The following is a 21,475-nucleotide window of genomic DNA, read 5'->3' as shown; positions in this document are numbered from 1 at the left end:
CTGCGGCGCGTCGAAAATGACGCGCGGCATTGCAATCGTCCGGAACCGATAGCCTCTTTGTGCGTTGCAAAAATGGGCGGCGCGGGAACGCTGCAGTTGTTATACGGCGGCGAACCAGAAAACAAATAAAAAAACAGCTATCGGCCGGCCGGAGGCGAGATCACATTCCATGTCAGATTATACTGTAAACCTGCTCTGGGTTTTGCTGATTGCAAGTTTTGGCTTTTCCGCTTTTGCCATTCTCCTGTCGATATCCCGCCAGCGTCGCGGCCGCGCAACGGCGGCCGCATACACGCCGAGCGAGGATGTCGCGTCGGAAGCGGCACGCAAGGTGCTGCGCGAGTTCGAAAAGAACGGCCAATCGGCCGATGCGGCACTGGTCACATGGTCGCCCGACACTTTGCGCAAGATCCTGGCCGACGACCTGCCGGACGCACAGGTCATCGTGGTGTCCAACCGCGAACCCTACATCCACAACATCAAGGATGACGGGGTCCAACTTTTGGTGCCGGCCAGCGGGCTGGTTTCGGCACTCGAGCCCATCACCCGCGCCTGTGCCGGCACCTGGATCGCCTTTGGCGGCGGCACGGCAGACCGCCTCACCGTCGACAAGGACGACCGGGTGCAGGTGCCGCCAGGCAATCCGTCCTATACGCTGCGCAGGGTCTGGCTGACGGAGGAGGAATATCAGGGCTATTATCTGGGCTTCGCTAATGAGGGCCTATGGCCGCTTTGCCATATCGCCTTCACCCGCCCCGTGTTTCGCGCCTCGGACTGGGACGCCTACGAGGCCGTCAACCGCAAATTCGCCGATACGGTGGTTGCCGAAGCCCGCAACGAACGGCCGATCGTGCTGGTGCAGGACTACCATTTTGCGCTGCTGCCACGCATGATTCGCCAGCGCCTGCCGGACGCGATAGTCATCACCTTCTGGCACATCCCTTGGCCCAATTCGGAAGTGTTCAGCATCTGTCCGTGGCGTGAGCGGATCCTGGAAGGACTGCTCGGCAGTTCGATCATCGGCTTTCATACCCAATTCCATGCCAACAACTTCACCGAAAGTGTCGACCGCTTTCTGGAGAGCCGGATCGAACGGGCAGACGCGGCAATCTCCTATGGTGGGCAAACCACATTGGTCCACGCCTATCCCATTTCCATAGAATGGCCGGCCCAATTGCTGGCAAAACTGCCGTCTGTGGAGGAGTGCCGCGCCAGCGTGCGCGACAGATTCGGCCTGTCTGCGGATACCAAACTATGCGTTGGCGTCGAGCGCCTCGACTACACGAAAGGCATTCTCGATCGCTTCCATGCCTTGGACGAATTGTTCACGAGATATCCCGAATGGATAGGCAAGGTGGTTTTCCTGCAGATCGCCGCGCCGAGCCGGGGGACATTGCCCGCCTACCAGCAACTCCACGACGAATGCCGCCGCTGTGCCGAGGAGCTCAACCGGCGCTATGGCAGCGAGACATACAGCCCTATCCTGATGGTCGCCGAACATCATCGGCAGGAGCAGGTCTACGAGGTCTATCGCGCCGCCGACATCTGTATGGTCACCAGTCTGCATGACGGCATGAACCTTGTCGCCAAGGAATTCGTCGCAGCGCGCGACGACGAACAGGGCGTGCTTTTGCTCAGCACCTTCGCCGGTGCCTCGCGCGAACTGCTGGAAGCGCTGATCGTCAACCCCTACGATGCGGCCATGATGAGCGAGGCGCTGTTGCAGGCGCTGACGATGACGCCGGAAGAGCAGCGCGAACGTTTGCGGCCGATGCGCGAGATGGTCCGCGACAACAATGTCTACCGCTGGGCCGGCAGTATGCTGCTGGACGCCGCGCGCCTGCGCAAACGCGGCGATCTCGACAGGGTGACCGGAACCGGCGAGCGCCCGCCATCGAACACCAACAACGTCATCTCGATGTTCGAGCGGGCTCGGAAGGCAGCGTCGTGAAAAGCTTTGAACAACCGCCGGCGTTGAACCTGTCGGAAGGGCAATGGGCGCTCTTCCTCGACATCGACGGAACCCTGCTGGAACACGCTGCCCATCCCGACGCGGTGTTCGTCGGCGAGGAATTGCGCAATCTGCTCGAACGCATCGAGCGGCGGCTGGATGGTGCGGTCGCCTTCATCACCGGCCGGTCGATTCCCGCCGTGGACAAGCTGTTCCATCCGCTGAAGCTGCGGATCGCCGGACTGTATGGGCTGGAGCACCGGCTGACGCCGAGCGGTCCGATCGATGCCGCCGACGCGCCGGCCGACATCGCCGCCCTTGCGGACGAGATCGAGGCCGAATTGGGCAGCGGCAAGGTCTATGTCGAGCGCAAGGGGCCGGTCCTTGCCGTTCATACAAGAGCAGCACCGCAACTGCTTGCACCCGCAATCCAGCTCGTCGAACAGGCATTGGCCCGGCTTCCGAAGGGTTATCGGGTGCTTCCGGGAAACGCCGGCGTCGAGCTCATGCCTTTGGAAGCCGTCAAAGGTGCTGCCATCCGGCGTTTCATGGACATTCCGCCCTTTGTCGGCCGGCGGCCGATATTCCTCGGAGACGATACGTCGGACGAACACGGTTTCGAGGCGATCAATGAAATTGGCGGCATCTCCATCCGCGTGAAGCCGAACGGACCGACGGCCGCAAACTATGCCCTCGACGACGTGACCGGCGCAATAGCCTGGCTCGAGGCCAGTTTCGAGACGTCGGCGGTGGCCTGATCGCGCCGTGGCCCGGTTCAGCTGATCTTCCCGTCCACCATGTGAATGCGGCGATCCATGCGTGCGGCCATGTCGAGGTCATGCGTGACTGCCACGACCGTCTTGCCGCGTTCGCGCACCAAATTCTGCAGGATTGTGAACACCTGCTCCGAGCTCTTGCTGTCGAGGCTCCCCGTCGGCTCGTCTGCCAGGATAAGCGGCGGGTCGTTGGCGAGCGAGCGTGCCACCGCGACGCGCTGACGCTGGCCTCCCGAAAGCTGGTCCGGCCGCTTTTCGAGATGTTCGCCGAGCCCCAGCGATGACAGCAACTCGCCAGCCCGTTCGCGCATCACGGGTCGGGCCAGCCGACCAAGCTTGCGCATTGGAATTTCTACATTTTCGCGCGCCGTGAATTCCGGCAGAAGGAAATGAAACTGGAAGACGAAGCCCAGCGTCGAAAGCCGTGTCTGCGCCCGCTCCCTTTCATTCATAGGCTCGCTATCGCGTCCGCCTATCCTCAAGGTCCCGCCTGTCGGCCGGTCGAGCAGCCCAAGCAGATAGAGCAGCGAGGACTTGCCGGAGCCGGAGGGACCGGTGACGGCGACGAATTCGTTGTCGTTGATCGTGAGCGTGATGTCCTTGACCAGCGTAACGGGGACCGTCTCTGGCAAGATGCGGGTCAGTCTCTCGGTCTCGATGAGTGCGCTCATGTCGCGCCTCTTATTATGTCGACCGGATTCAGGCGCGCTGCACGGCGCGCCGGCAGGTAGCCAGCCACCGCCGCCGAGCCCAGTGCGAAGGCCGAGGCGATGATATAGTGGGTCAGGCTCCAGGCTATCGGCAGCCGGGTCATCTCCTGGCCAGTCGCGGCGATCTCGAAACGCACCAGCGACAGTGCATAGGTCATGGAGAAGCCAAGCACCCCGCCGAGCACAGAGCCGGCAGCGCCGATCGCCACGCCTTCCAGCAAAAAGAGCCGGCGCATGTCGGACTCCGGGAAGCCAAGCGACTTCATGATGGCGATGTCGCGCGCCTTCTCGTGCGTGATGGTGGAGATGATGTTGTAGATGCCGAAGCCAGCAACCAGCATGATCGCGCCGACGACGGTGTACATGATGACGTTGCGCACGACGAGCGCTTCAAGGATCGATTCATTCGCCTCCTGCCACGCCACGGCCTTGTAGCCCAGTTCGGCCTCGGCTCGATGCGCCACCGCCGCAGCGCGGTTGGGGTCGTCGAGCTTGATGCGGATCTCGTTGATGGCATTCGGACGCGCGGAGAGGATTTGCGCGTTCTTCAAAAGCACATAAGCTTCGCCTTCGTCGCGCGCGGTAGTGCCGGTGTGGAAAAGTCCGGCGATCTTGAAATTGCGCGTCAGCCCTTCGGAGGAAACCGCCGTTATCGTGTCGCCGAACCCGGCGCCGAGCCGGTTCGCCATCGTGTCGCCGATGAGCACGTTGTTGCCGCCCGCGGCAAGTGCCGAAAAGCTGCCTTCGACGAACTCTCCGACGATCGGTGAAACGCCGGTCTCGCGCTGCGGATCGACCCCGATGATAGCTGCGCCCACTTCGCGGCTGGAATAGCGGATCACGCCCTGCGTCTTTAGGCTTGCTGCGAACCGGCCGGGAATCCAGCTCTCCAGCCAGGAGGTCGCGGCGGTCGGGTTGATGATGCCGCGCCGATCGTCGCGTGGCCGGAGCCCCGAGATGGCGGCGGTCTCGAAGTAGTCCTCGGCCGGCTGCCGGCGGGCGGTGCGCTGCTCGTCGGTGATGTCGACATGCGGCATCGTGTCGACGAGCTGCCTGACGAAATCGTCCTGCCCGCCCTGCATCAGCGCCGCCATCGCAATTGAGAAGCCGACACCCACCGCGACGCCGACTATGGCGACCAGCGTCTGGCGGCCGCGGCCGGCGATATGCGTTACGGCAATGTCGACGATCAGCGCCATCGTTGCCTATCTCTCCTGCGCGGCGGCGATGTTCACGCGCGCACCGTCGCCGAGGTCAGCGGGATAGGGCGAGATGACGCGAGCCTTCTCATCGACACTAGAGATAACTTCGACGCCATTGGTGCCGCGAATGCCCGTTCGGATTTCACGCCGCCAGGCCTTGTCGCCTTCGACTACGAACACCTTGTTCCCATCCACCGCAACCGACGGGATCAACAGCGCATTTTTCGAAACGCGGATGACGATGTTCACGTCGGTCGACATGCCTATACGAAGCGGCGTATTGTCCGGCAGGCGGAAGCGGACGCGATAGGTCTTCGTCACCGGATCGCCCTTGGGCGTGATGCTGTCGACCACCGCTTCCAGATTCTGCCGAGGGAACGCATCGGATTTAAGCAGCGCGCGCTGGCCGATCTCGACCCGTGGAATGTCCTCCTCGTTGACCTCGGCGACCACCAGGAGCGGCTTCGGCTCGCCGACCCAGAACAACACGGCGCCGAGTTCGGCGATCTCACCGACCTCGCCGTCCTGCCTGAGCACGATACCGGCGCTCGGCGCTCGTAAGACGTAGGTGTCGAGCCGCGCTTTCTGTCCGGCAACCAGCGCTTCGATCTGGCCAAGCTCGCTTTGCGCGCGATCGAGCGCCTGCTGGCTTGCCGCACGCCTTTCGGCAAGCACGGTCAGCCTCCGGAGCTCTTCCTGGGCAAGTGCTTGACGCGCTTCGATCTCGCCAAGCACGGCCCGGGCCTCGCTGTCGTCGAGCTTGGCGAGCACATCGCCTTGTGCAACCCTCGACCCCTCGCAATTACACTGCTCGACGATCCTCTCGCGGACAACGGGAGTCACCTTGGCCCAGGTTCGCGGCTCGACTGAGCCACTCGCGTAAACGATCTCCGCCGCGTCGCCGCGTTGTGGCGTCACGATCGAAACCTTGGCCGGCTGCCACACATACCAAGCGCCGAAAGCAGCAGTCGCCGCGACAAGAACGATGCCGACAGTCCAGCGTATCCGTCGCAAGAAGCTCTCCTTCCACCATCGAATGCGAACGTCGGAGCGGTGGCAGACATAGCATTAGACCGACCGTCGGTCTATAAAAGTTGCATAAAGAAACGGTTCGTGCTCCTCTTGCCCCCTGTACTTTGTGAGGTCGATTTTGCCCCGAGTGATAAAGCCCCCGGAGATACGATCCACCGAGCTCCTCGACTGTGCCCAGCGGCTTTTCTTCGAGCATGGCTACGACAACACGACGGTGAACGACATCATCCGCGAGGCCGGCTTGTCGAAGGGTGCGTTCTATCACTATTTCGCGTCGAAGGAGGCCCTGCTGGAGGCGCTCGCCAGACGTCTCGCACGTGACAGCCTTGCCGAGCTGCAACCCCTCCTCGACGATCCGTCACTCGATGGGATTGGCCGGCTCAATGCACTCTTTGCCGGCTCGCGACGGCTGAACGTCGAGCTTGCCCCGCAATTGCGAAAAACGTTCTTCGTCGTGTTCCGGCCCGAGAACCTTGCCCTCTTCCATCGGGTCGACCAGGCGGCCAGGGAACTGGCCGAGCCGATAATCACAAATCTGCTCAGGAAGGGAAGCGAGGAAGGCATTCTCGACGTGCCCGACCCGCAAGCTTTTGCCGAGATGTTCCTGCAACTCCGGCTGACCTTTCGGGACGTGATGCACCGCGCCCTGCTACAGGCCGAACAGGGTAATATCGACGAAGCAGCGCGGCTGCTCGAGGGCCGATTGCGGCTCTACGGCATCGCAATCGACCGGCTTTTGAAGTTGCCCGATGGAACGATAGAAGCCGTGCAGCCCGGTTTTGCCCGGGCTTTTCTCGAAGCCGGACCGTAAACCGCTGACAGCGATGGAGGAGAGTTGATGAGTAGGAAATCGCGCGCTTCGACCGATGCCGTTCTCAAGGAACTGCGCGCCTTCGGCCTCACCTATCCGGGCGCCGAGACAAAGACTCCGTGGCCTGGTCACGACGATCTCGCGGTGAAAGGAAAGACCTTTGCTTATTTGAGCCTTGAAGGCGAACCGTTCAGCATCTCCCTCAAACTCCCCTACAGCGGCGACGAGGCGAGAAAGCTCCACTATGCGTCGCCGACAGAGTATGGCCTTGGCAAGAGCGGATGGGTGACGTTCGAACCAGCACCGGACGAACTGCCACCGATCGGACAACTGAAGTCATGGCTCGATGAGAGTTATCGCGCACAAGCGCCCAAAAAGCTTGCCGCCCTGATCACGCACAAGGTGGACTCGCGAGCTTAGGTCGAGCGATCGGTGTCACCCCACGAATCGTCGGCGCTAGAAGCTCAACGACGCCACGCCGATAAGCGCCTTTTTCATTGAATGTCTTTAAGTCCAAAGCCGGCAAATCGTCTGCTTGCCGGTTCCCCTGCGTCAGGCTTAACCTGCGTGCCATGCGTGGAGGCGCGTGCGGTAACAAGGGGAGGACATACAAGGCGCATCACCGGACCTGTACAATGAGGATCTCGCACCGGCGAAGGTTCGAAACTGGGGACCGTTCTCGATCTTCAACGTCTGGACGTCGGACGTCCACAGCCTGTGGGGCTACTATCTCGCTGCCAGCTGTTCCTGTTCTGCGGCGGCTTCGTCAACTTCATCATCGCCATCGGTATCGGTTCGCTGATCATCTATGCGTTGATGAACATGGTCGGCTATGCCGGTATGAAGACCGGGGTGCCCTACCCGGTCCTGGCGCGTGCCTCCTTCGGCATCTGGGGCGCCAACATACCGGCGCTGGTGCGCGCCATCGTCGCCTGCTTCTGGTACGGCGCGCAGACGGCGGCCGCCTCCGGGGCGATCGTAGCCCTGCTGATCCGCTCGCAATGGTTCGCCGACTTCAACCAGAGCACCCATTTCCTCGGCCACTCCGGGCTCGAGGTGATCTGTTTCGTCATCATCTGGGCGCTGCAGCTCCTGATCATCCAGAAAGGCATGGAAACGGTGCGCCGCTTCCAGGATTGGGCCGGACCGGCGGTGTGGGTGATGATGCTGATCCTGGCGATCTATCTTTGCATCAAGGCAGGCACCTTCGCTTTCACCAGCGACATCCCGATGGATGTGCTGCTGGAAAAGACAAAGGACGCGGGCGTGCCGGGCACGCCAGGCTCCTGGACCTCGCTGTTCGCGGTGGCCGCGATCTGGGTGACCTATTTCTCCGCGCTCTATCTCAACTTCTGCGATTTCGCGCGCTACGCCCCGGACAAGGCATCGCTGCGCAAGGGCAACATCTGGGACCTGCCGGTCAATCTTATCCTGTTCTCGCTGGTCGCCGGCGTCACGACGATCGCCGCCTTCGACGTCTATGGCGAGGTGCTGCTGCATCCCGACCAGATTTCGGCGAAATTCGACAGCTGGTTCCTGGCGGCGCTCGCAGCCCTGACCTTTGCGGTGGCGACGCTCGGCATCAATGTGGTGGCGAACTTCGTGTCGCCGGCCTTCGACTTCTCCAATGTCTTTCCACGCCAGATCGACTTCAAGAAGGGCGGCTACATCGCGGCGCTCATCGCGCTGGTGCTCTATCCATTCGCGCCCTGGGAAGGCAGTGCCGCCTCCTTCGTCAACATCATTGGCGCGACGATGGGGCCTATCTTCGGCGTGATGATGGTCGACTATTACCTGATCCGGAAGGGCAAGGTCGACGTCGAGGCGCTCTACAGGGAGAATGGCGAATTCCGCTTTCAGGGCGGCTGGCATGTCAATGCCTTCATCGCCGCCGGTATCGGCGCGGTCTTCTCCTCGATCCTGCCCAACTTCACCAGCCTGCTGCCGTCATGGTGGGGCGTCTATGGCTGGTTCTTCGGCGTGGCAATTGCCGGCGTCATCTACTACGTGCTGCGCACGATGGCACTCGCTGCCGGAGCCAGGATAGCCAAGGCCTGAACGGAGGCGGGGCGGCGCGAGCCGCCCCGTTCATTCTGCGACCATCTTGGCCAGGCGGCGCACGGTGTTCCAGTTGCGCGACGTGCCGACGCCGAGACGTCTGTGGCTCACCGCCGCAAGCAGCCGCGAACTCGGCGTCTCGCGGGAAAAGACGATCCAGATGTCGCCGCCGACAATCCGCAGCCTCTCGTCCTTGCCGGCATATGCCTCAAGCGCCGCGGCGGTCTCGGCGGGAACGGGCGCCCGCATCACGCGCACCGCCACCTGGTCCGCGGCCTCGGCCGATTCGGCTGGGAACGGATTGCCGGCCGCCAGCCTTAGCCAGCCGTCGGCGCAGCGCACGACGATGTCGACGTGGCGGCCGAAAGTCTTTGCGAACGCCGCCTCCAGCCGCTGCTCCAACGCCGCAAGTTCTGTTTCTTGCGCCTCGAAGACCAGATTGCCGGTCGCTACCAGCGTGCGCGGGTTGTTCAGACCCAGGCCTTCGGCCATCGCCTTCAGATCGGACATGACGACCCGCCGCCCCTCGCCCAGGACAATGCTGTAGAGCAGCGCGACGTAAGTTTGCATGGGCGGCTAGTCTAGACCAGCCGCGACTGCTCTACCGCCGCCTCGATGAAGCTGGCAAACAGCGGGTGCGGATCGAGCGGCCGGCTTTTCAACTCGGGATGGTACTGCACGCCGATGAACCAGGGGTGGTCGGGATATTCGACCGTTTCCGGTAGCACGCCGTCCGGCGACATGCCGGCAAACACCAGGCCGCAATCCTCGAGCCGCTCCTTGTAGTCGACATTGACCTCGTAGCGGTGGCGATGGCGTTCGGAAATCTGGGTATCGCCATAGATCTCGGCGATCTTCGATCCCTTGGCGAGGTCGGCCTGGTAGGCACCGAGCCGCATGGTACCACCAAGGTCGCCGGTTTCCCTGCGCTTTTCCAGCATGTTGCCCTTCAGCCATTCGGTCATCAAGCCGACGACCGGCTCCTCGGTTGGACCGAACTCGGTCGATGATGCGCGCTCGACGCCGGCCAGCGAACGCGCCGCCTCGATGCAGGCCATCTGCATGCCGAAGCAGATGCCGAAATACGGCACCTTGCGCTCGCGCGCGAACTTCGCCGCCAGGATTTTGCCCTCCGAGCCGCGCTCGCCAAAACCGCCGGGGACGAGAATGCCATGGACCTTCTCCAGCCACGGCGCCGGGTCTTCCTTCTCGAATATCTCGCTTTCGATCCAGTCGAGCTTGACCTTGACCCGGTTGGCGAGGCCGCCATGCGACAGCGCCTCGATCAGCGATTTGTAGGCGTCCTTGAGGCCGGTATATTTGCCGACGACGGCAATGGTCACTTCGCCTTCCGGATTGTGGATGCGGTTGGACACCGCTTGCCACCGTTCCATGCGCGGCTTCGGCGCCGGATCGATGCCGAAGGCCGCCAGCACTTCCGAATCCAGCCCTTCATTGTGATAGGCCATCGGCACGTCGTAGATATGCGGGACGTCGAGCGCCTGGATGACGGCGCTTTCGCGGACATTGCAGAACAGCGACAGCTTTCTGCGCTCTTCCTTGGGGATCGGCCGGTCGGCGCGGACCAGCAGTATGTCGGGTGCAATGCCGATGCCGCGCAACTCCTTGACCGAATGCTGCGTCGGCTTGGTCTTCAGTTCGCCTGCCGTCGGAATGTAAGGCATCAAGGTCAGGTGGACGTAGACGGCGTTGTTGCGCGGCAGGTCGTTGCCGAGCTGGCGGATCGCCTCCAGGAACGGCATCGCTTCGATGTCGCCGACGGTGCCGCCGATCTCGCACAGCACGAAATCGTAGTCGTCATTGCCGTTGAGGACGAAATTCTTGATCTCGTCGGTGACGTGCGGAATGACCTGCACGGTAGCGCCGAGATAGTCGCCGCGCCGCTCGCGCTCGATGATGTTCTTATAGATCCGGCCTGTGGTGATGTTGTCTTGCTGGTTGGCCGAGCGGCCGGTGAAGCGCTCATAATGGCCAAGATCGAGATCGGTCTCGGCCCCGTCATCGGTCACGAAGACTTCGCCGTGCTGATAGGGCGACATCGTGCCGGGATCGACATTGAGATAGGGATCGAGCTTTTTGATGCGTGCGCGATAGCCCCGCGCCTGCAAGAGAGCCCCAAGGGCCGCGGCAGCAATGCCTTTTCCAAGTGAGGAAACCACGCCGCCTGTGATGAATACATATCGCGCCATGGGAGTCATCGCTTAACGCGGCCGAATTGATTCCGCCAGAGAAAAAACCGCCGCGAAGGCTTTTTCCCAAGAAGGCGCTCTGGTCGTTGGCGTATCAAAACAAAAAGGCCGGCGAGGCCGGCCCTTTTGGCACGATCTGTCAAAGCGTCAGATGATGACGACTTTGGTGCCTACTTTCACCCGGCGGTAAAGGTCCATGACGTGCTCGTTGATCATGCGGAAGCAGCCATTGGAGGCGCTGGTTCCGATCGACTGCGGCGCGATGGTGCCGTGAATGCGCAGGTGGGTATCTTTCTTGCCGTCGTAAAGATAGATGGCGCGCGCACCGAGCGGATTGTCGCCGCCGCCGGGCATGCCGTCCTTGTACTGGCCATAGTGCTTGGGTTCGCGCTTTTGCATATCCAGCGTCGGAATCCAGCGCGGCCATTCCTGCTTGTCGCCGACGGCAACCGTACCTTTGAACTGCAGGCCTTCCCGGCCGACCGCGATGGCATAACGGCGGGCGGTTGACGATGATTCGACGAGGTAGAGACGACGGGCGCTGGTATCGATGACGATGGTGCCGGGGTTGTAGCCGGTGAATTCGACCTCCTGCGGCACGAATTCCGCCTTGACCTTGAACTGCCGCTTGGCCTGCTTCCTTTCGAGCGCGGCGTCGAGCGCGCGTGTTTCCGGAAGCAGCGACATCGACGAAGAGGATGTGCCGCCGAACAGTCCCGCGAACAGCCCGACGCTCTGCGGCTTCTGCCCGACCGGTTCGCTGCGCAACTCGCCATTGTTGCCGGTCAGCGCAACGTTCATGGCCTCGGCCGGGATCGCCTCGGCCGACTGGATCGGCGCAATGGGCGTAATCGGTTCGATGATGTTGACGGTCTTCTTCTTGGCCGGCGTGGCGTCAGCCACCTTGGCCGTTGCGAGCGGCTGGCTCTTCTTGGCAAGGAACGCCTGCCGTTCCGCATCGGCTTTGGCTTTCGCCGCCTCGCGCATCGCCAGCTTCCTGGCTTCGAGTGCCTTGGCGCGAGCGGCTTCCTTGTCGGCTGCGATCTTGGCTTCGATCTTGCGGATCTGCGCAAGGTCGTCCGGCGTCGGATCTTTCTTCTTCTTGAGAAGCTTCAATTGCGCTGCATCGCTTTTGGCAGCGACCTTGACGACGTCGGTTGTTGTTGCGGCTTTGTGGGCCGAGTTTGCCGTCGGCATGGCCGCGTAAGCGGGCGCACCTAGGCTGAGCACGGCACAAAGGCCGGCAAAAATGAAGCTGCGAAGCTGCATGGGGAAGATCCGATCGTTCAATGCTTGTTGCCCACGGCGTCGCCCGGCGCCCCCCAAGGACGCCGAGAATGCCGCGTGCAACGTATAATCGATTAGCCGGAAGCGCCTCAAGCGTGAGGCGCAGTCGAATCTTCGTGATCGTGCGGCATTTGCCGCGACTGTGTTCAAACGACAACAGATCGCGGCATAAGTTGCCCTATTACTGGTTGGGGACCTGCGGCGTGGCCGGCGCGGTGGCGCCGTTTGTCGCTGGCGGCGTCGCCGGAGCGGTTGCCGGCGGCGGCGTTGCCGCGCCATTGCCGGACGGCGGGGTCGGCGCCGTGGTGCCCGAAGGCGGCGTCGGCGTCGTGGTTCCAGGCAATTGGTTGAGTACGCCCTTGCCTACTCCGTCCGAGGTCGCCGGCACGCGATCGAGAATGTCGATCGGCTTCTCGCCATAGCGCGCAACGATCGACAGTGTCAGCGAAGTGACGAAGAAAGCGGCAGCCAGGATCGCCGTCGCCCGCGTCAGCGCATTGGCGGCGCCACGCGCGGTCATGAAGCCCGATCCGCCGCCGATGCCGAGGCCGCCGCCTTCGGAGCGCTGCAGCAGCACCACGCCGACAAGCGCGAGCACGACCATGAGGTGGACGACGATCAGTACGGTTTCCATAATTTACCCTGGCAAGGCCTTGTGCGGCCGCTGATTTGGAGGCGGCTCAATACAATGCTTTGACGGCATTTCCAAGCCCGTGGCCGGAATATGGGAAGCAATGCGTCCTTTGCAACGATTTCGGCGCCGGCCGTCCGCTCAAATGCAGCAAGCAGCCCTTGTATCAAGCAATGTTTCGATAGGCTTCCGCGATGCCGAGGAAGTCCGCCGCCTTTAGGCTGGCGCCGCCGACCAGCGCGCCATCGACATTCCTGACGCCGAGCAACTCGACGGCGTTGGACGGCTTGACCGAGCCGCCGTAGAGAATGCGCATCTTGGCCGCCGTATTGCCGAGCTTCCGTGCCAGTTCTTCGCGGATATGCGCATGTGCCTCGGCGACGTCGGCGGCGGTCGGGGTCAAGCCGGTCCCAATCGCCCATATTGGCTCATAGGCAATGACGGTGTTGGAAGCCGTGGCGTTTGGCGGGACCGAGCCAGCGACCTGGCGCGACAGCACGTCGAGCGTGGCTCCTGCTTCTCGTTCGGCTCTTGTCTCACCAATGCAGATGATGGCCACCAGCCCGGCGCGCCATGCGGCGGAGGCCTTGGCCTGGACCAAGGCATCGTCCTCCTTGCGATCGGCGCGGCATTCGGAATGGCCGACGATGACATGGCTGGCACCTGCATCCTTCAGCATCTCGGCCGAAATGCAGCCGGTATAGGCGCCGCTTTCCTCGGTGTGGCAATCCTCTCCGCCGGCCCGCACCGGCGTGCGCGACAGAATCTCGGCGGCGTGCGCAAGCAAGGTCGCCGGCACACAGACCACCGCTTCGGTCTCGGCGTCGAGCCCACTCATGAAGCCGTTGCCGATCATCCTGAGCTCGTTGAGCGAGGCGCTAGTGCCGTTCATTTTCCAGTTGCCGGCGACGAGCGGGCGGATTCCAGGCGTCATGGGATTTGTTTCTCCGGGCAATTTCCAGCTGGCCCTCACTATCAAAATCAGGCCACAAAGCAATCGACAGTGGGCAGGAAGGGCGCTATTGCGCTTGTTTCAGACTCGGCGCATGCGAAATGCGCAAAAATCGGAAGTACACATGCTTGGTATGTTGAGAAGCGCGGCGGGGACCTGGGTCGCTAAACTGCTGCTGTCATTGTTGGTGTTGAGCTTCGCCGTCTGGGGCATCTCGGGCCGCCTGATGGGCGGTCTTGCCGGCCATGATGCCGTGATCACGGCCGGAGGCACCAAGGTCTCGATCAACGAATACCGCCTCGCCTACGATCGCCAGCTCAGCGTGATGTCGCAGCAATTCGGCCAGCGCATCAGCCGTGAGCAAGCGACGGCGCTCGGCATCGACAACCAGGTGCTGGCGCAACTCGTGTCGGGCGCCGTCCTCGACGAGCAGGCCCGCAAGCTCGGACTCGGCCTGTCAAAGGACCGGCTCGCCGAACTGACGCGTGAAGACCCGGCGTTCAAAGGGCCTGCCGGAAGCTTCGACAGGAGAACCTTCGAGTACCTGCTTCGGCAGATCGGCATGCGGCCGGAAGACTATTTGAAGAACCGCGCCCAGGTCGCGGTCCGCCAGCAGATCGTCGAGGCGGTTTCGGACGGCCTCAAGGCCCCGGATACATTCTTCAAGGCGGTCGCGCTCTATCGCGGCGAAGATCGCACCATCGACTACCTGACCTTGCCGAAATCGCTGGTCGAACCGATAGAAGCGCCGTCCGACAGCGCGCTTTCGGCCTATTTCGAGGAAAACAAGAAAACCTACGCCGCGCCCGAATACCGCAAGTTCTCCTATGTCAGGCTCGAACCGGAAGACATCATGGATTTGAGCGCGGTGACCGACCAACAGGTCAGCGACGACTACAATAAGAACAAGGCGCGCTACACCACGCCGGAGATGCGCACCATCGAGCAGCTTGTGTTCAAGACACCTGATGCCGCAAAGGCGGCGCTCGATTCGCTCAGGACCGGCGCGACCTTCGACAAGATCGTCGCTGCCGAAGGCAAGACGCCGGCCGACACGCTGCTCGGCACGCTGGCCAAGGACAAGATCGCCGACAAGGCGGTCGCCGATGCTGCCTTCAAACTAAACGTCAATGAGGTCAGCCCGGTCGTACAGGGCGCCTTTGGTCCCGTTCTGCTGCGCGTCACCGAGATCAAGCCCGAAGTGGTGAAGCCGCTGGCCGAAGTGTCCGAGCAGATCCGCAAGGACCTGGCACTGGGCGAGGCAAGCCGCATCTTGCTGGACGTGCACGACAATTACGAGGATACGCGCGCCTCGGGCAGTTCGCTCGCCGAGGCAGCCGCCAAATTGAAGCTGAAGGTCGTCACCATCGATGCCATCGACCGCACCGGCCAACGGCCGGATGGAAGCATCGTCAAAGACCTGCCGGAATCGCCGGCACTCATCAAGGCGGTGTTCGAATCCGAACCCGGAACCGACAATGAAGGCCTCACCACCGCCGATAACGGCTTCGTCTTCTACGACGTGAGCGCGATCACGCCTGCCCGCGACCGCACATTGGACGAAGTCCGCCAGAAGGTCGTGGCCGACTGGACCGCGGCGGAGACCACCAAACGGCTCACCGCAAAAGCACAAGAGCTCGAGAAGCGTCTCAAGGCCGGCGCCACGCTCGAGGTGATCACCGGTGAGCTCAAGCTCGAAAAGCAGACCAAGCGCGGCGTCAAGCGCGATGCTGACGACGTCGATTTCGGCAAGGAAGGGGCCGCCGCGATGTTCGGCGTCGGCGAAGGCGGCACCGGGCTGATCCCCTCACCTACGGGCGACGGACAGATCCTGTTCAAGGTTGCCGAGGTGTTCGAGCCTGCCGGGGCCGATGCCAGCTCAGTACCCGAGGACGCACAGAAGTCCTTCACCTCCGGCATGTCCGACGACCTGCTCGACCAGTTGGTGGCGCAGTTGCAGACGCAATATGACGTCCGCATCGATCAGACGGCCGTAACCCAAGCCCTGGCCAGATGAGCGCGCTGAAGATCCACATCGCCAAGGTCGCCGCCGGCAGCGCTCTTTCTTTCGAGGAGGCGCGCGAGGCCTTCGACATTATCATGTCGGGCGATGCTACCCCCGGCCAGATCGGCGGCTTCTTGATGGCTTTGCGCGTGCGCGGTGAGACCGTCAGCGAGATCGCCGGCGCCGTCGCCACCATGCGCGCCAAGATGCTACGTGTCGAAGCCCCCGAGGGCGCCATCGACATTGTCGGCACCGGCGGCGACAATTCGCACAGCGTCAACATTTCGACCGCATCCGCTTTCGTCATCGCCGGCAGCGGCGTGCCCGTCGCCAAGCACGGCAATCGCGGACTGTCCTCGCTGACCGGCGCCGCCGATGTGCTGATCGCATTGGGCGTCAAGATCGACATCCCTCCGGAGACGATCGGCCGCTGCATCCACGAGGCCGGCGTCGGCTTCATGTTCGCGCCGGCGCATCACCCGGCGATGAAGCATGTCGGCCCGACCCGGGTCGAGCTCGGAACCCGCACCATCTTCAACCTGCTGGGCCCGCTTTCCAATCCGGCGAGTGTCAGACGGCAGATGGTCGGCGTGTTCTTGCCCGAATGGATCATGCCCGTGGCAGAAACGTTGAAGGAACTTGGTGCCGACCATGCCTGGATCGTCCATGGCGACGGCTATGACGAGATCACCACCACCGGCGAGACGCTTGTCGCCGAACTGGCCGGCGGCGAGATCCGCAGCTTTACGCTGACCCCGGAAGCCGTCGGACTGAAGCGGCACACCAAGGACGAGTTGCGCGGCGGCGACGCCGCCCACAACGCCCAGGCACTGCGCGACATGCTGGGCGGCGCCGCCGGCGCCTTTCGCGATACGGTGCTGATGAATGCCGGCGCCGGGCTGGTGGTGGCCGGCAAAGCGACGACGCTTGCCGACGGCATGGTAACGGCGGCGCAGGCCATCGACAGCGGCCGCTCGCTGAAAGTGCTCGACAGGCTGATCGAAATTTCGAACGGTTAAAACCATGTCCGACATCCTGCGCAAGATCGAGGCTTACAAGCGCGACGAGATCACGGCGGCCAAGGCGCGCGTGCCGCTCGCCGAGATCAAGGCACGGGCGACGGATGCCGACGCGCCGCGCGGCTTTCTTTCCGCCCTTGAAGCAAAGCGCAAATCCGGCAGGTTCGCGCTGATTGCCGAAATCAAGAAGGCTAGCCCATCCAAAGGCCTGATCCGCGCCGATTTCGATCCACCGACGCTGGCCAGGGCCTATGCGAAGGGCGGTGCCGCCTGCCTTTCGGTGCTGACCGACGCACCCTCCTTCCAAGGCGCGCCCGAATTCCTCACCACTGCGCGCGCTGCCATCGAGCTGCCTGCATTGCGCAAGGATTTCCTGTTCGACCCCTATCAGGTCTACGAGGCCAGGGCATGGGGCGCCGATGCCATCCTGATCATCATGGCCAGCGTCGACGACGCGTTGGCAAGAGAACTCGAAGCGACAGCGTTCGGGCTCGGCATGGACGCGCTGGTCGAAGTGCATGACGAGGCTGAAATGGAACGCGCGCTGCGGCTGTCGTCGCGGCTGATCGGAATCAACAACCGCAATCTCCGGACCTTCGAAACCAGCCTACAGACCTCGGAGCGGCTGGTAGCGATGGTGCCGGCCGACCGCCATCTGGTCAGCGAGAGCGGTATCTTTTCGCACGACGATTGCCGCCGGCTGGAGCAGAGCGGCATTGCGACTTTCCTGGTCGGCGAGAGCCTGATGCGCCAGCAGGACGTGGCCGCGGCAACGCGCCTGCTGTTGACGGGCAAGGCGCCGGCAGAGGTCGTTTGAGGATGGCGGCCGCCCTCACCCATCTTGGCGCGCAGGGCGAAGCCAACATGGTCGATGTCGGCGACAAGGCTGAGACGGTGCGCACGGCAGTCGCAGAAGGTTTTGTCGCGATGCGGCCCGAGACGCTGGACATGATCCTCGCCGGCGACGCCAAGAAGGGCGACGTGCTGGGCACCGCGCGCATTGCCGGCATCATGGCGGCCAAGAAGACGCATGAACTGATCCCGCTTTGCCATCCGCTGCTGCTGACCAGGATATCTGTCGATATCGAGGCGGACGCCGCGCTGCCCGGCCTGAAGGTGACAGCATTGACCCGCGTCACCGGCAAGACCGGCGTTGAGATGGAGGCTCTGAGTGCCGTCTCGGTCGCTTGCCTGACCATCTACGACATGGCCAAGGCGGTCGACCGCGCCATGGTCATCTCCGGCATCAGGCTGGTTGAAAAGACCGGCGGCAAATCCGGCGACTACAAGATCACCGGAGACGGGGCCACCGAGGCAGGCCGATAATGGCGCTGGTCCCAGTTGCCGAGGCGCTCGAGCGCCTGCTGGACGGCGCAGCAGCGCTGCCGGGCGAACGCGTCGCACTGCTGGATGCCGCCGACCGCGTGCTGGCGGAGCCGGTTGTGGCGCTCCGCACCCAGCCGCCGTTCAACGCCTCCGCCATGGACGGCTATGCCGTGCGGGCGGCCGATATCGCGTCCGTACCGGCAAAGCTTTCGGTGGTCGGCATGGCGCCGGCCGGACGCGGCTTTGCCGGAACGGTGCAGCAGCGGCAGGCCGTGCGCATCTTTACCGGCGCGCCGCTTCCCGAAGGCGCCGACACTATCGTCATCCAGGAGAACGTCCGCGATCTCGGTGGCGGCAGCGTCGAAGTGACGGAACCGACGGTGCAGGGGCGCAACATCCGCCGCCTCGGGCTCGATTTCGCCAAGAGCGATGTCCTGCTGCCCAAAGGCCGCCTGCTCGACCCGGCGGCCTTGTCGCTGGCGGCATCGGCCAATCACCCCGAGGTGCGCGTGGTCAAACGGCCGCTGGTCGCCATCATCGCCACCGGCGACGAATTGCTGCCGCCGGGCAGCGATCTTGGCCCCGACCAGATCATCTCCTCCAACGCCTATGGTGTCGCCGCTGCCGCACAGTCGGTCGGTGCGCGCGCGCTCGACCTTGGCATCGCGCCGGACCGCAGGGAGGCGATCGCTGCGCTGGTTGAAAAGGCCGTGAAGGCTGGCGCGAACGTCATCGTCACGCTGGGCGGTGCCTCGGTCGGTGACCACGACTTCGTGCATGACGTGCTGACCGGGCAAGGCATGACGCTCGATTTCTGGAAGATCGCCATGCGGCCGGGCAAGCCACTGATGTTCGGGCGGCTGGGAGACATTCGCTGCATCGGCCTGCCCGGCAATCCGGTGGCAAGCCTGGTCTGCACTCAGCTCTTCCTGAAGCCGCTGCTGGCGCGGCTCGGCGGCCGCGCCTTTCAGCAGGATATACGTCGGGCACGGCTCGGTGCCGCCATGCCGGCCAACGATCTCAGGCAAGATTATGTGCGGGCTGTTGTCATAGATGACGCCGGTACGCTCGTGGCGACGCCGTTCGGCATCCAGGACTCCTCGATGCTGAAAATGCTGGCCGATGCCAACGGGCTGATCGTTCGCGCGCCGTTCGCGCCTGCCGCAGCGGCGGGCTCCCCCTGCGACGTGCTGATGCTACGCTGAACCTGCCTCACTCCGAGATCAAGGTCCGGGTCAGCGGATGGTCTGGATCGGCCAAACCGTCGATGATGTTGAAATGATGCCGGTCAGGCTCGACGACCGAGCTGGTCGCGGTACCCAGGCCGATCCAGATGTTGGCCAGCAACGCGCTCTGACGCAGGAATTCGGCGCGCTCGCCGCCGCCGGCCCAGCAGGTCAGGCGGGCCTTGTCCATCGGGCGCAGCAGCACCGGGCTTTCGGCCTGCGCCTCGGCCTCATCGATCGCGATCGTCTTGTTCATGCCGGTGCGCATGATCGGGCGCAAATCATGCACCCCCGAGATCGACACCACGTGACGAACGCGCCGGACGACTTCGGGCGCCAGCGGCGTCGTCGCCGTAACCATCCGGCTAACAAGATGGCCGCCGGCCGAGTGCCCGGTCAGCATCAGCGGCCCTGGGACCATCGCCGCCGCCTTGCCGATCGCCGCGCCGACTTCCTTGACGATGCCGCCAATGCGTATCTGCGGACAGAGCGTGTAGGACGGCATCGCCACCGCATAGCCGCGATCAACAGGGCCAGCGGCAAGATGCGACCAGAAATTCTTGTCGAATTCCATCCAGTAGCCGCCATGAACGAACACCACGAGTCCCTTGGGCTTGATGGCCGGCAGGAAAAGATCGAGCCGGTTGCGTGGGTTGTCGCCATAGGCCATGTCGAGCCGCGCCCTGCCCTCGGTCGAAAGCACGTCGCGGAAAACCCGCGCGGGCTCGATCCAGGCCGCCGGCCAGCGATCGCTGCCGGCTATGTTGGCGCCGTTGGCATAGGCGTTGTCCCAATCGGCAATGTGACGTTCGAACACCCTGCGCCCTCCCTGGCAATATGGCCTTGCAACGTAGCCGTGAGCATCGCGCGGCACGTCGTCGCCAGCCTCACGATTCCAGCTCTCGCATCAATCTCAAGTGACAGCTGCTTTGATGGCGAAGCGCGCATCCTTCCACGCACCGGTGCGCAGGATATCCTCAAGCACTTTGACGGCCTGCCAGACATCGGCATAGCCGACATAGAGCGGGGTGAAGCCGAAGCGCATGGTCGATGGCGCGCGAAAATCGCCGATCACGCCACGTTCGATCAGCGCGCGCATGACCTGGTAGCCATGCTCATGCATGAATGAAATCTGGCTGCCGCGTTTTTCCCCATCGCGCGTGCTTTCGAGCGTGAGCCCGTAAGTGCCGCACTTTGCCTCGACAAGCTCGATGAACAGATCCGCCAGCGCGATGCTCTTCTTGCGCACCGCCGTCATGTCGACATCGTTCCAGATGTCGAGCGCGCCCTTCAGCGTGCGCATCGACAGGACCGGCTGGGTGCCGCACAGAAACCGGCGGATGCCGGTGCCGGCCGCATAGCCTGGCTCGAAGGCGAAGGGCCGTGCATGGCCCCACCAGCCGGTGAGCGGCTGCTGGATGTCGGAAAGATGCCGCTCAGCCGCATAGATGAAGGCAGGCGCGCCCGGGCCGCCATTCAGATATTTGTAGGTGCAGCCAACGGCAAAATCGGCGTTTGCCTTGTCGAGCTCGACTGGCATCGCGCCGGCGGTGTGGCAGAGATCCCAGACGATCATCGCCCCGGCTTCCTGAGCCCTGCGCGTCAGCGTCGGCATGTCGCGCAGTTCGCCCGACTTGTAGTTGACGTGGTTGACCAGCACCACGGCGGTGCGTTCGTCGATCAGCTCTTCGATGGTCGGCGCGTCGACCCCCGAGAGGCGCAGCAGCGTATCTTTTCGCGTCGAAACCACACCCTCGGCCATGTAGAGGTCCGTCGGAAAACTATCGCCCTCGGCGACGATGACCTGCCGCTCCGGTCGCATGGCCATGGCGGCGTGCAGCAGCTTGTAGATGTTGACTGATGTCGTGTCGCAGACCACCGTCTGGCCGGCCGCGGCACCGATCAGGCGCCCGAGCTGGTCGCCAAGTTCAAGCGGCATGTTGAACCAGCCGGCCGTGTTCCATGCGCGGATGAGATCATGCGACCATTCTTCGGGTCGCGGCCTTGTGCAGTTCATCGAAAGCGGCACGTGAAGCAGCTCCTAGCGAATTGCCGTCAAGATAGATCACTCCTTGCGGCAACACAAAGCGGTCGCGCATCGCGCGCAGCGGATCCGCGGCATCCATCGCTTTTATGGCCACGAGATCGGGAATTCCTGTCATGATTTGTCTGCTCCCCCAAGATCCAACGCAACGCAGGACACGCATCGACTGTTCTTCCATTACCTGGTTATGCGCAGCAAGGCTCCACCGGCGAGAAGCAGCCTGACCAGGCGGTGG

The 21,475-nt window shown here is 63.1% G+C and carries 18 protein-coding genes and 2 pseudogenes; 10 read left to right on the top strand and 10 right to left on the bottom strand.

The features are described from left to right. The first annotated feature begins 169 nt into the window (after positions 1–169). Positions 170–1,951 carry an alpha,alpha-trehalose-phosphate synthase (UDP-forming) gene (locus NKI70_RS18040; protein ID WP_352636744.1) on the top strand — a complete coding sequence of 594 codons (1,782 nt, stop codon included), beginning with the start codon at positions 170–172 and terminating at the stop codon, positions 1,949–1,951. Then, positions 1,948–2,709 (top strand): trehalose-phosphatase, encoded by a 762-nt coding sequence (gene otsB / locus NKI70_RS18035; RefSeq protein ID WP_352593655.1) that lies wholly within the window; start codon positions 1,948–1,950, stop codon positions 2,707–2,709. Before NKI70_RS18040 ends, otsB begins: the two co-directional genes overlap by 4 nt. A gap of 17 nt (positions 2,710–2,726) precedes the next feature. Here otsB and NKI70_RS18030 read toward each other — a convergent pair whose 3' ends face one another. From NKI70_RS18030 to NKI70_RS18020, 3 genes are read right to left on the bottom strand one after another with little or no spacing between them, the layout of a single operon-like run. Beyond that, on the bottom strand, positions 2,727–3,398 hold the full coding sequence (locus NKI70_RS18030; protein WP_352593657.1) for an ABC transporter ATP-binding protein: 672 nt from the start codon (positions 3,396–3,398) through the stop codon (positions 2,727–2,729). Beyond that, complete coding sequence (locus NKI70_RS18025) at positions 3,395–4,636, bottom strand: ABC transporter permease (RefSeq protein ID WP_352593659.1); 1,242 nt, start codon at positions 4,634–4,636, stop codon at positions 3,395–3,397. The genes NKI70_RS18030 and NKI70_RS18025 overlap by 4 nt, the downstream gene beginning before the upstream one ends. A 6-nt stretch (positions 4,637–4,642) precedes the next feature. Next, positions 4,643–5,653 carry an efflux RND transporter periplasmic adaptor subunit gene (locus tag NKI70_RS18020; protein WP_502898067.1) on the bottom strand — a complete coding sequence of 337 codons (1,011 nt, stop codon included), beginning with the start codon at positions 5,651–5,653 and terminating at the stop codon, positions 4,643–4,645. A gap of 145 nt (positions 5,654–5,798) precedes the next feature. On the opposite strand from NKI70_RS18020, the gene NKI70_RS18015 reads away from it, so the two are divergent. The 3 genes and pseudogenes from NKI70_RS18015 (at position 5,799) to NKI70_RS18005 (ending at position 8,540) form a co-directional block, all read left to right on the top strand. Further along, a complete protein-coding gene (locus NKI70_RS18015; protein ID WP_502898068.1) occupies positions 5,799–6,482 on the top strand; it encodes a TetR/AcrR family transcriptional regulator in 684 nt (227 codons plus the stop codon). Positions 6,483–6,509: 27 nt separating this feature from the next. Beyond that, on the top strand, positions 6,510–6,902 hold the full coding sequence (locus NKI70_RS18010) for an MmcQ/YjbR family DNA-binding protein (protein WP_352568681.1): 393 nt from the start codon (positions 6,510–6,512) through the stop codon (positions 6,900–6,902). Positions 6,903–7,089: 187 nt separating this feature from the next. Further along, positions 7,090–8,540, top strand: a pseudogene (locus tag NKI70_RS18005) (NCS1 family nucleobase:cation symporter-1). A gap of 30 nt (positions 8,541–8,570) precedes the next feature. On the opposite strand, the gene NKI70_RS18000 reads toward NKI70_RS18005, so the two are convergent. The 5 genes from NKI70_RS18000 to tpiA all read right to left on the bottom strand — a co-directional run bounded on the left by NKI70_RS18000 (position 8,571) and on the right by tpiA (position 13,602). Further along, positions 8,571–9,110, bottom strand: coding sequence for a DUF1697 domain-containing protein (locus NKI70_RS18000; protein ID WP_352724791.1), 540 nt, complete (start codon positions 9,108–9,110; stop codon positions 8,571–8,573). A gap of 11 nt (positions 9,111–9,121) precedes the next feature. After that, positions 9,122–10,750: a CTP synthase gene (gene pyrG / locus NKI70_RS17995; protein WP_023674960.1), complete on the bottom strand. Its 1,629-nt coding sequence runs from the start codon at positions 10,748–10,750 to the stop codon at positions 9,122–9,124. A 147-nt stretch (positions 10,751–10,897) separates the two neighbouring features. Continuing rightward, positions 10,898–12,019 (bottom strand): L,D-transpeptidase, encoded by a 1,122-nt coding sequence (locus NKI70_RS17990; RefSeq protein WP_352724790.1) that lies wholly within the window; start codon positions 12,017–12,019, stop codon positions 10,898–10,900. 199 nt (positions 12,020–12,218) lie between these two features. Beyond that, positions 12,219–12,671 carry a preprotein translocase subunit SecG gene (gene secG, locus NKI70_RS17985; protein WP_352568683.1) on the bottom strand — a complete coding sequence of 151 codons (453 nt, stop codon included), beginning with the start codon at positions 12,669–12,671 and terminating at the stop codon, positions 12,219–12,221. Between the two features lie 163 nt (positions 12,672–12,834). Continuing rightward, on the bottom strand, positions 12,835–13,602 hold the full coding sequence (gene tpiA / locus NKI70_RS17980; RefSeq protein WP_023674957.1) for a triose-phosphate isomerase: 768 nt from the start codon (positions 13,600–13,602) through the stop codon (positions 12,835–12,837). A 142-nt stretch (positions 13,603–13,744) separates the two neighbouring features. On the opposite strand from tpiA, the gene NKI70_RS17975 reads away from it, so the two are divergent. The 5 genes from NKI70_RS17975 to NKI70_RS17955 are packed head-to-tail and all read left to right on the top strand — an operon-like array spanning position 13,745 to position 19,175. Next, complete coding sequence (locus NKI70_RS17975) at positions 13,745–15,637, top strand: SurA N-terminal domain-containing protein (RefSeq protein WP_352593663.1); 1,893 nt, start codon at positions 13,745–13,747, stop codon at positions 15,635–15,637. After that, the gene (gene trpD, locus NKI70_RS17970) at positions 15,634–16,644 is read left to right on the top strand and encodes an anthranilate phosphoribosyltransferase (RefSeq protein WP_352621814.1); all 1,011 of its coding nucleotides are present in this window, start codon (positions 15,634–15,636) and stop codon (positions 16,642–16,644) included. Before NKI70_RS17975 ends, trpD begins: the two co-directional genes overlap by 4 nt. Positions 16,645–16,648: 4 nt before the next feature. Next, complete coding sequence (trpC, locus tag NKI70_RS17965) at positions 16,649–17,461, top strand: indole-3-glycerol phosphate synthase TrpC (protein ID WP_352699014.1); 813 nt, start codon at positions 16,649–16,651, stop codon at positions 17,459–17,461. A 2-nt stretch (positions 17,462–17,463) separates the two neighbouring features. Next, complete coding sequence (gene moaC / locus NKI70_RS17960) at positions 17,464–17,970, top strand: cyclic pyranopterin monophosphate synthase MoaC (RefSeq protein WP_352448833.1); 507 nt, start codon at positions 17,464–17,466, stop codon at positions 17,968–17,970. Then, positions 17,970–19,175 carry a molybdopterin molybdotransferase MoeA gene (locus tag NKI70_RS17955; RefSeq protein WP_352724789.1) on the top strand — a complete coding sequence of 402 codons (1,206 nt, stop codon included), beginning with the start codon at positions 17,970–17,972 and terminating at the stop codon, positions 19,173–19,175. The genes moaC and NKI70_RS17955 overlap by 1 nt, the downstream gene beginning before the upstream one ends. Positions 19,176–19,182: 7 nt before the next feature. Here the strand turns inward: NKI70_RS17955 and NKI70_RS17950 are convergent, their stop codons facing one another. Together NKI70_RS17950 and kynU are read right to left on the bottom strand one after the other, a co-directional pair. Then, entirely contained in the window at positions 19,183–20,013 is an 831-nt protein-coding gene (locus NKI70_RS17950) for a hormone-sensitive lipase (protein ID WP_352507314.1), read from the bottom strand. Positions 20,014–20,109: 96 nt separating this feature from the next. Next, positions 20,110–21,358: pseudogene (kynU, locus tag NKI70_RS17945) on the bottom strand (kynureninase). Between the last annotated feature and the right edge of the window lie 117 nt (positions 21,359–21,475).

Origin of the sequence: Mesorhizobium sp. M0500, assembly GCF_040321165.1 — a bacterium.
Taxonomy (GTDB): Bacteria; Pseudomonadota; Alphaproteobacteria; order Rhizobiales; family Rhizobiaceae; genus Mesorhizobium.
The sequence above is the reverse complement of the archived record's forward strand: the minus strand, read 5'-3'. Positions and strand labels throughout refer to the sequence as shown.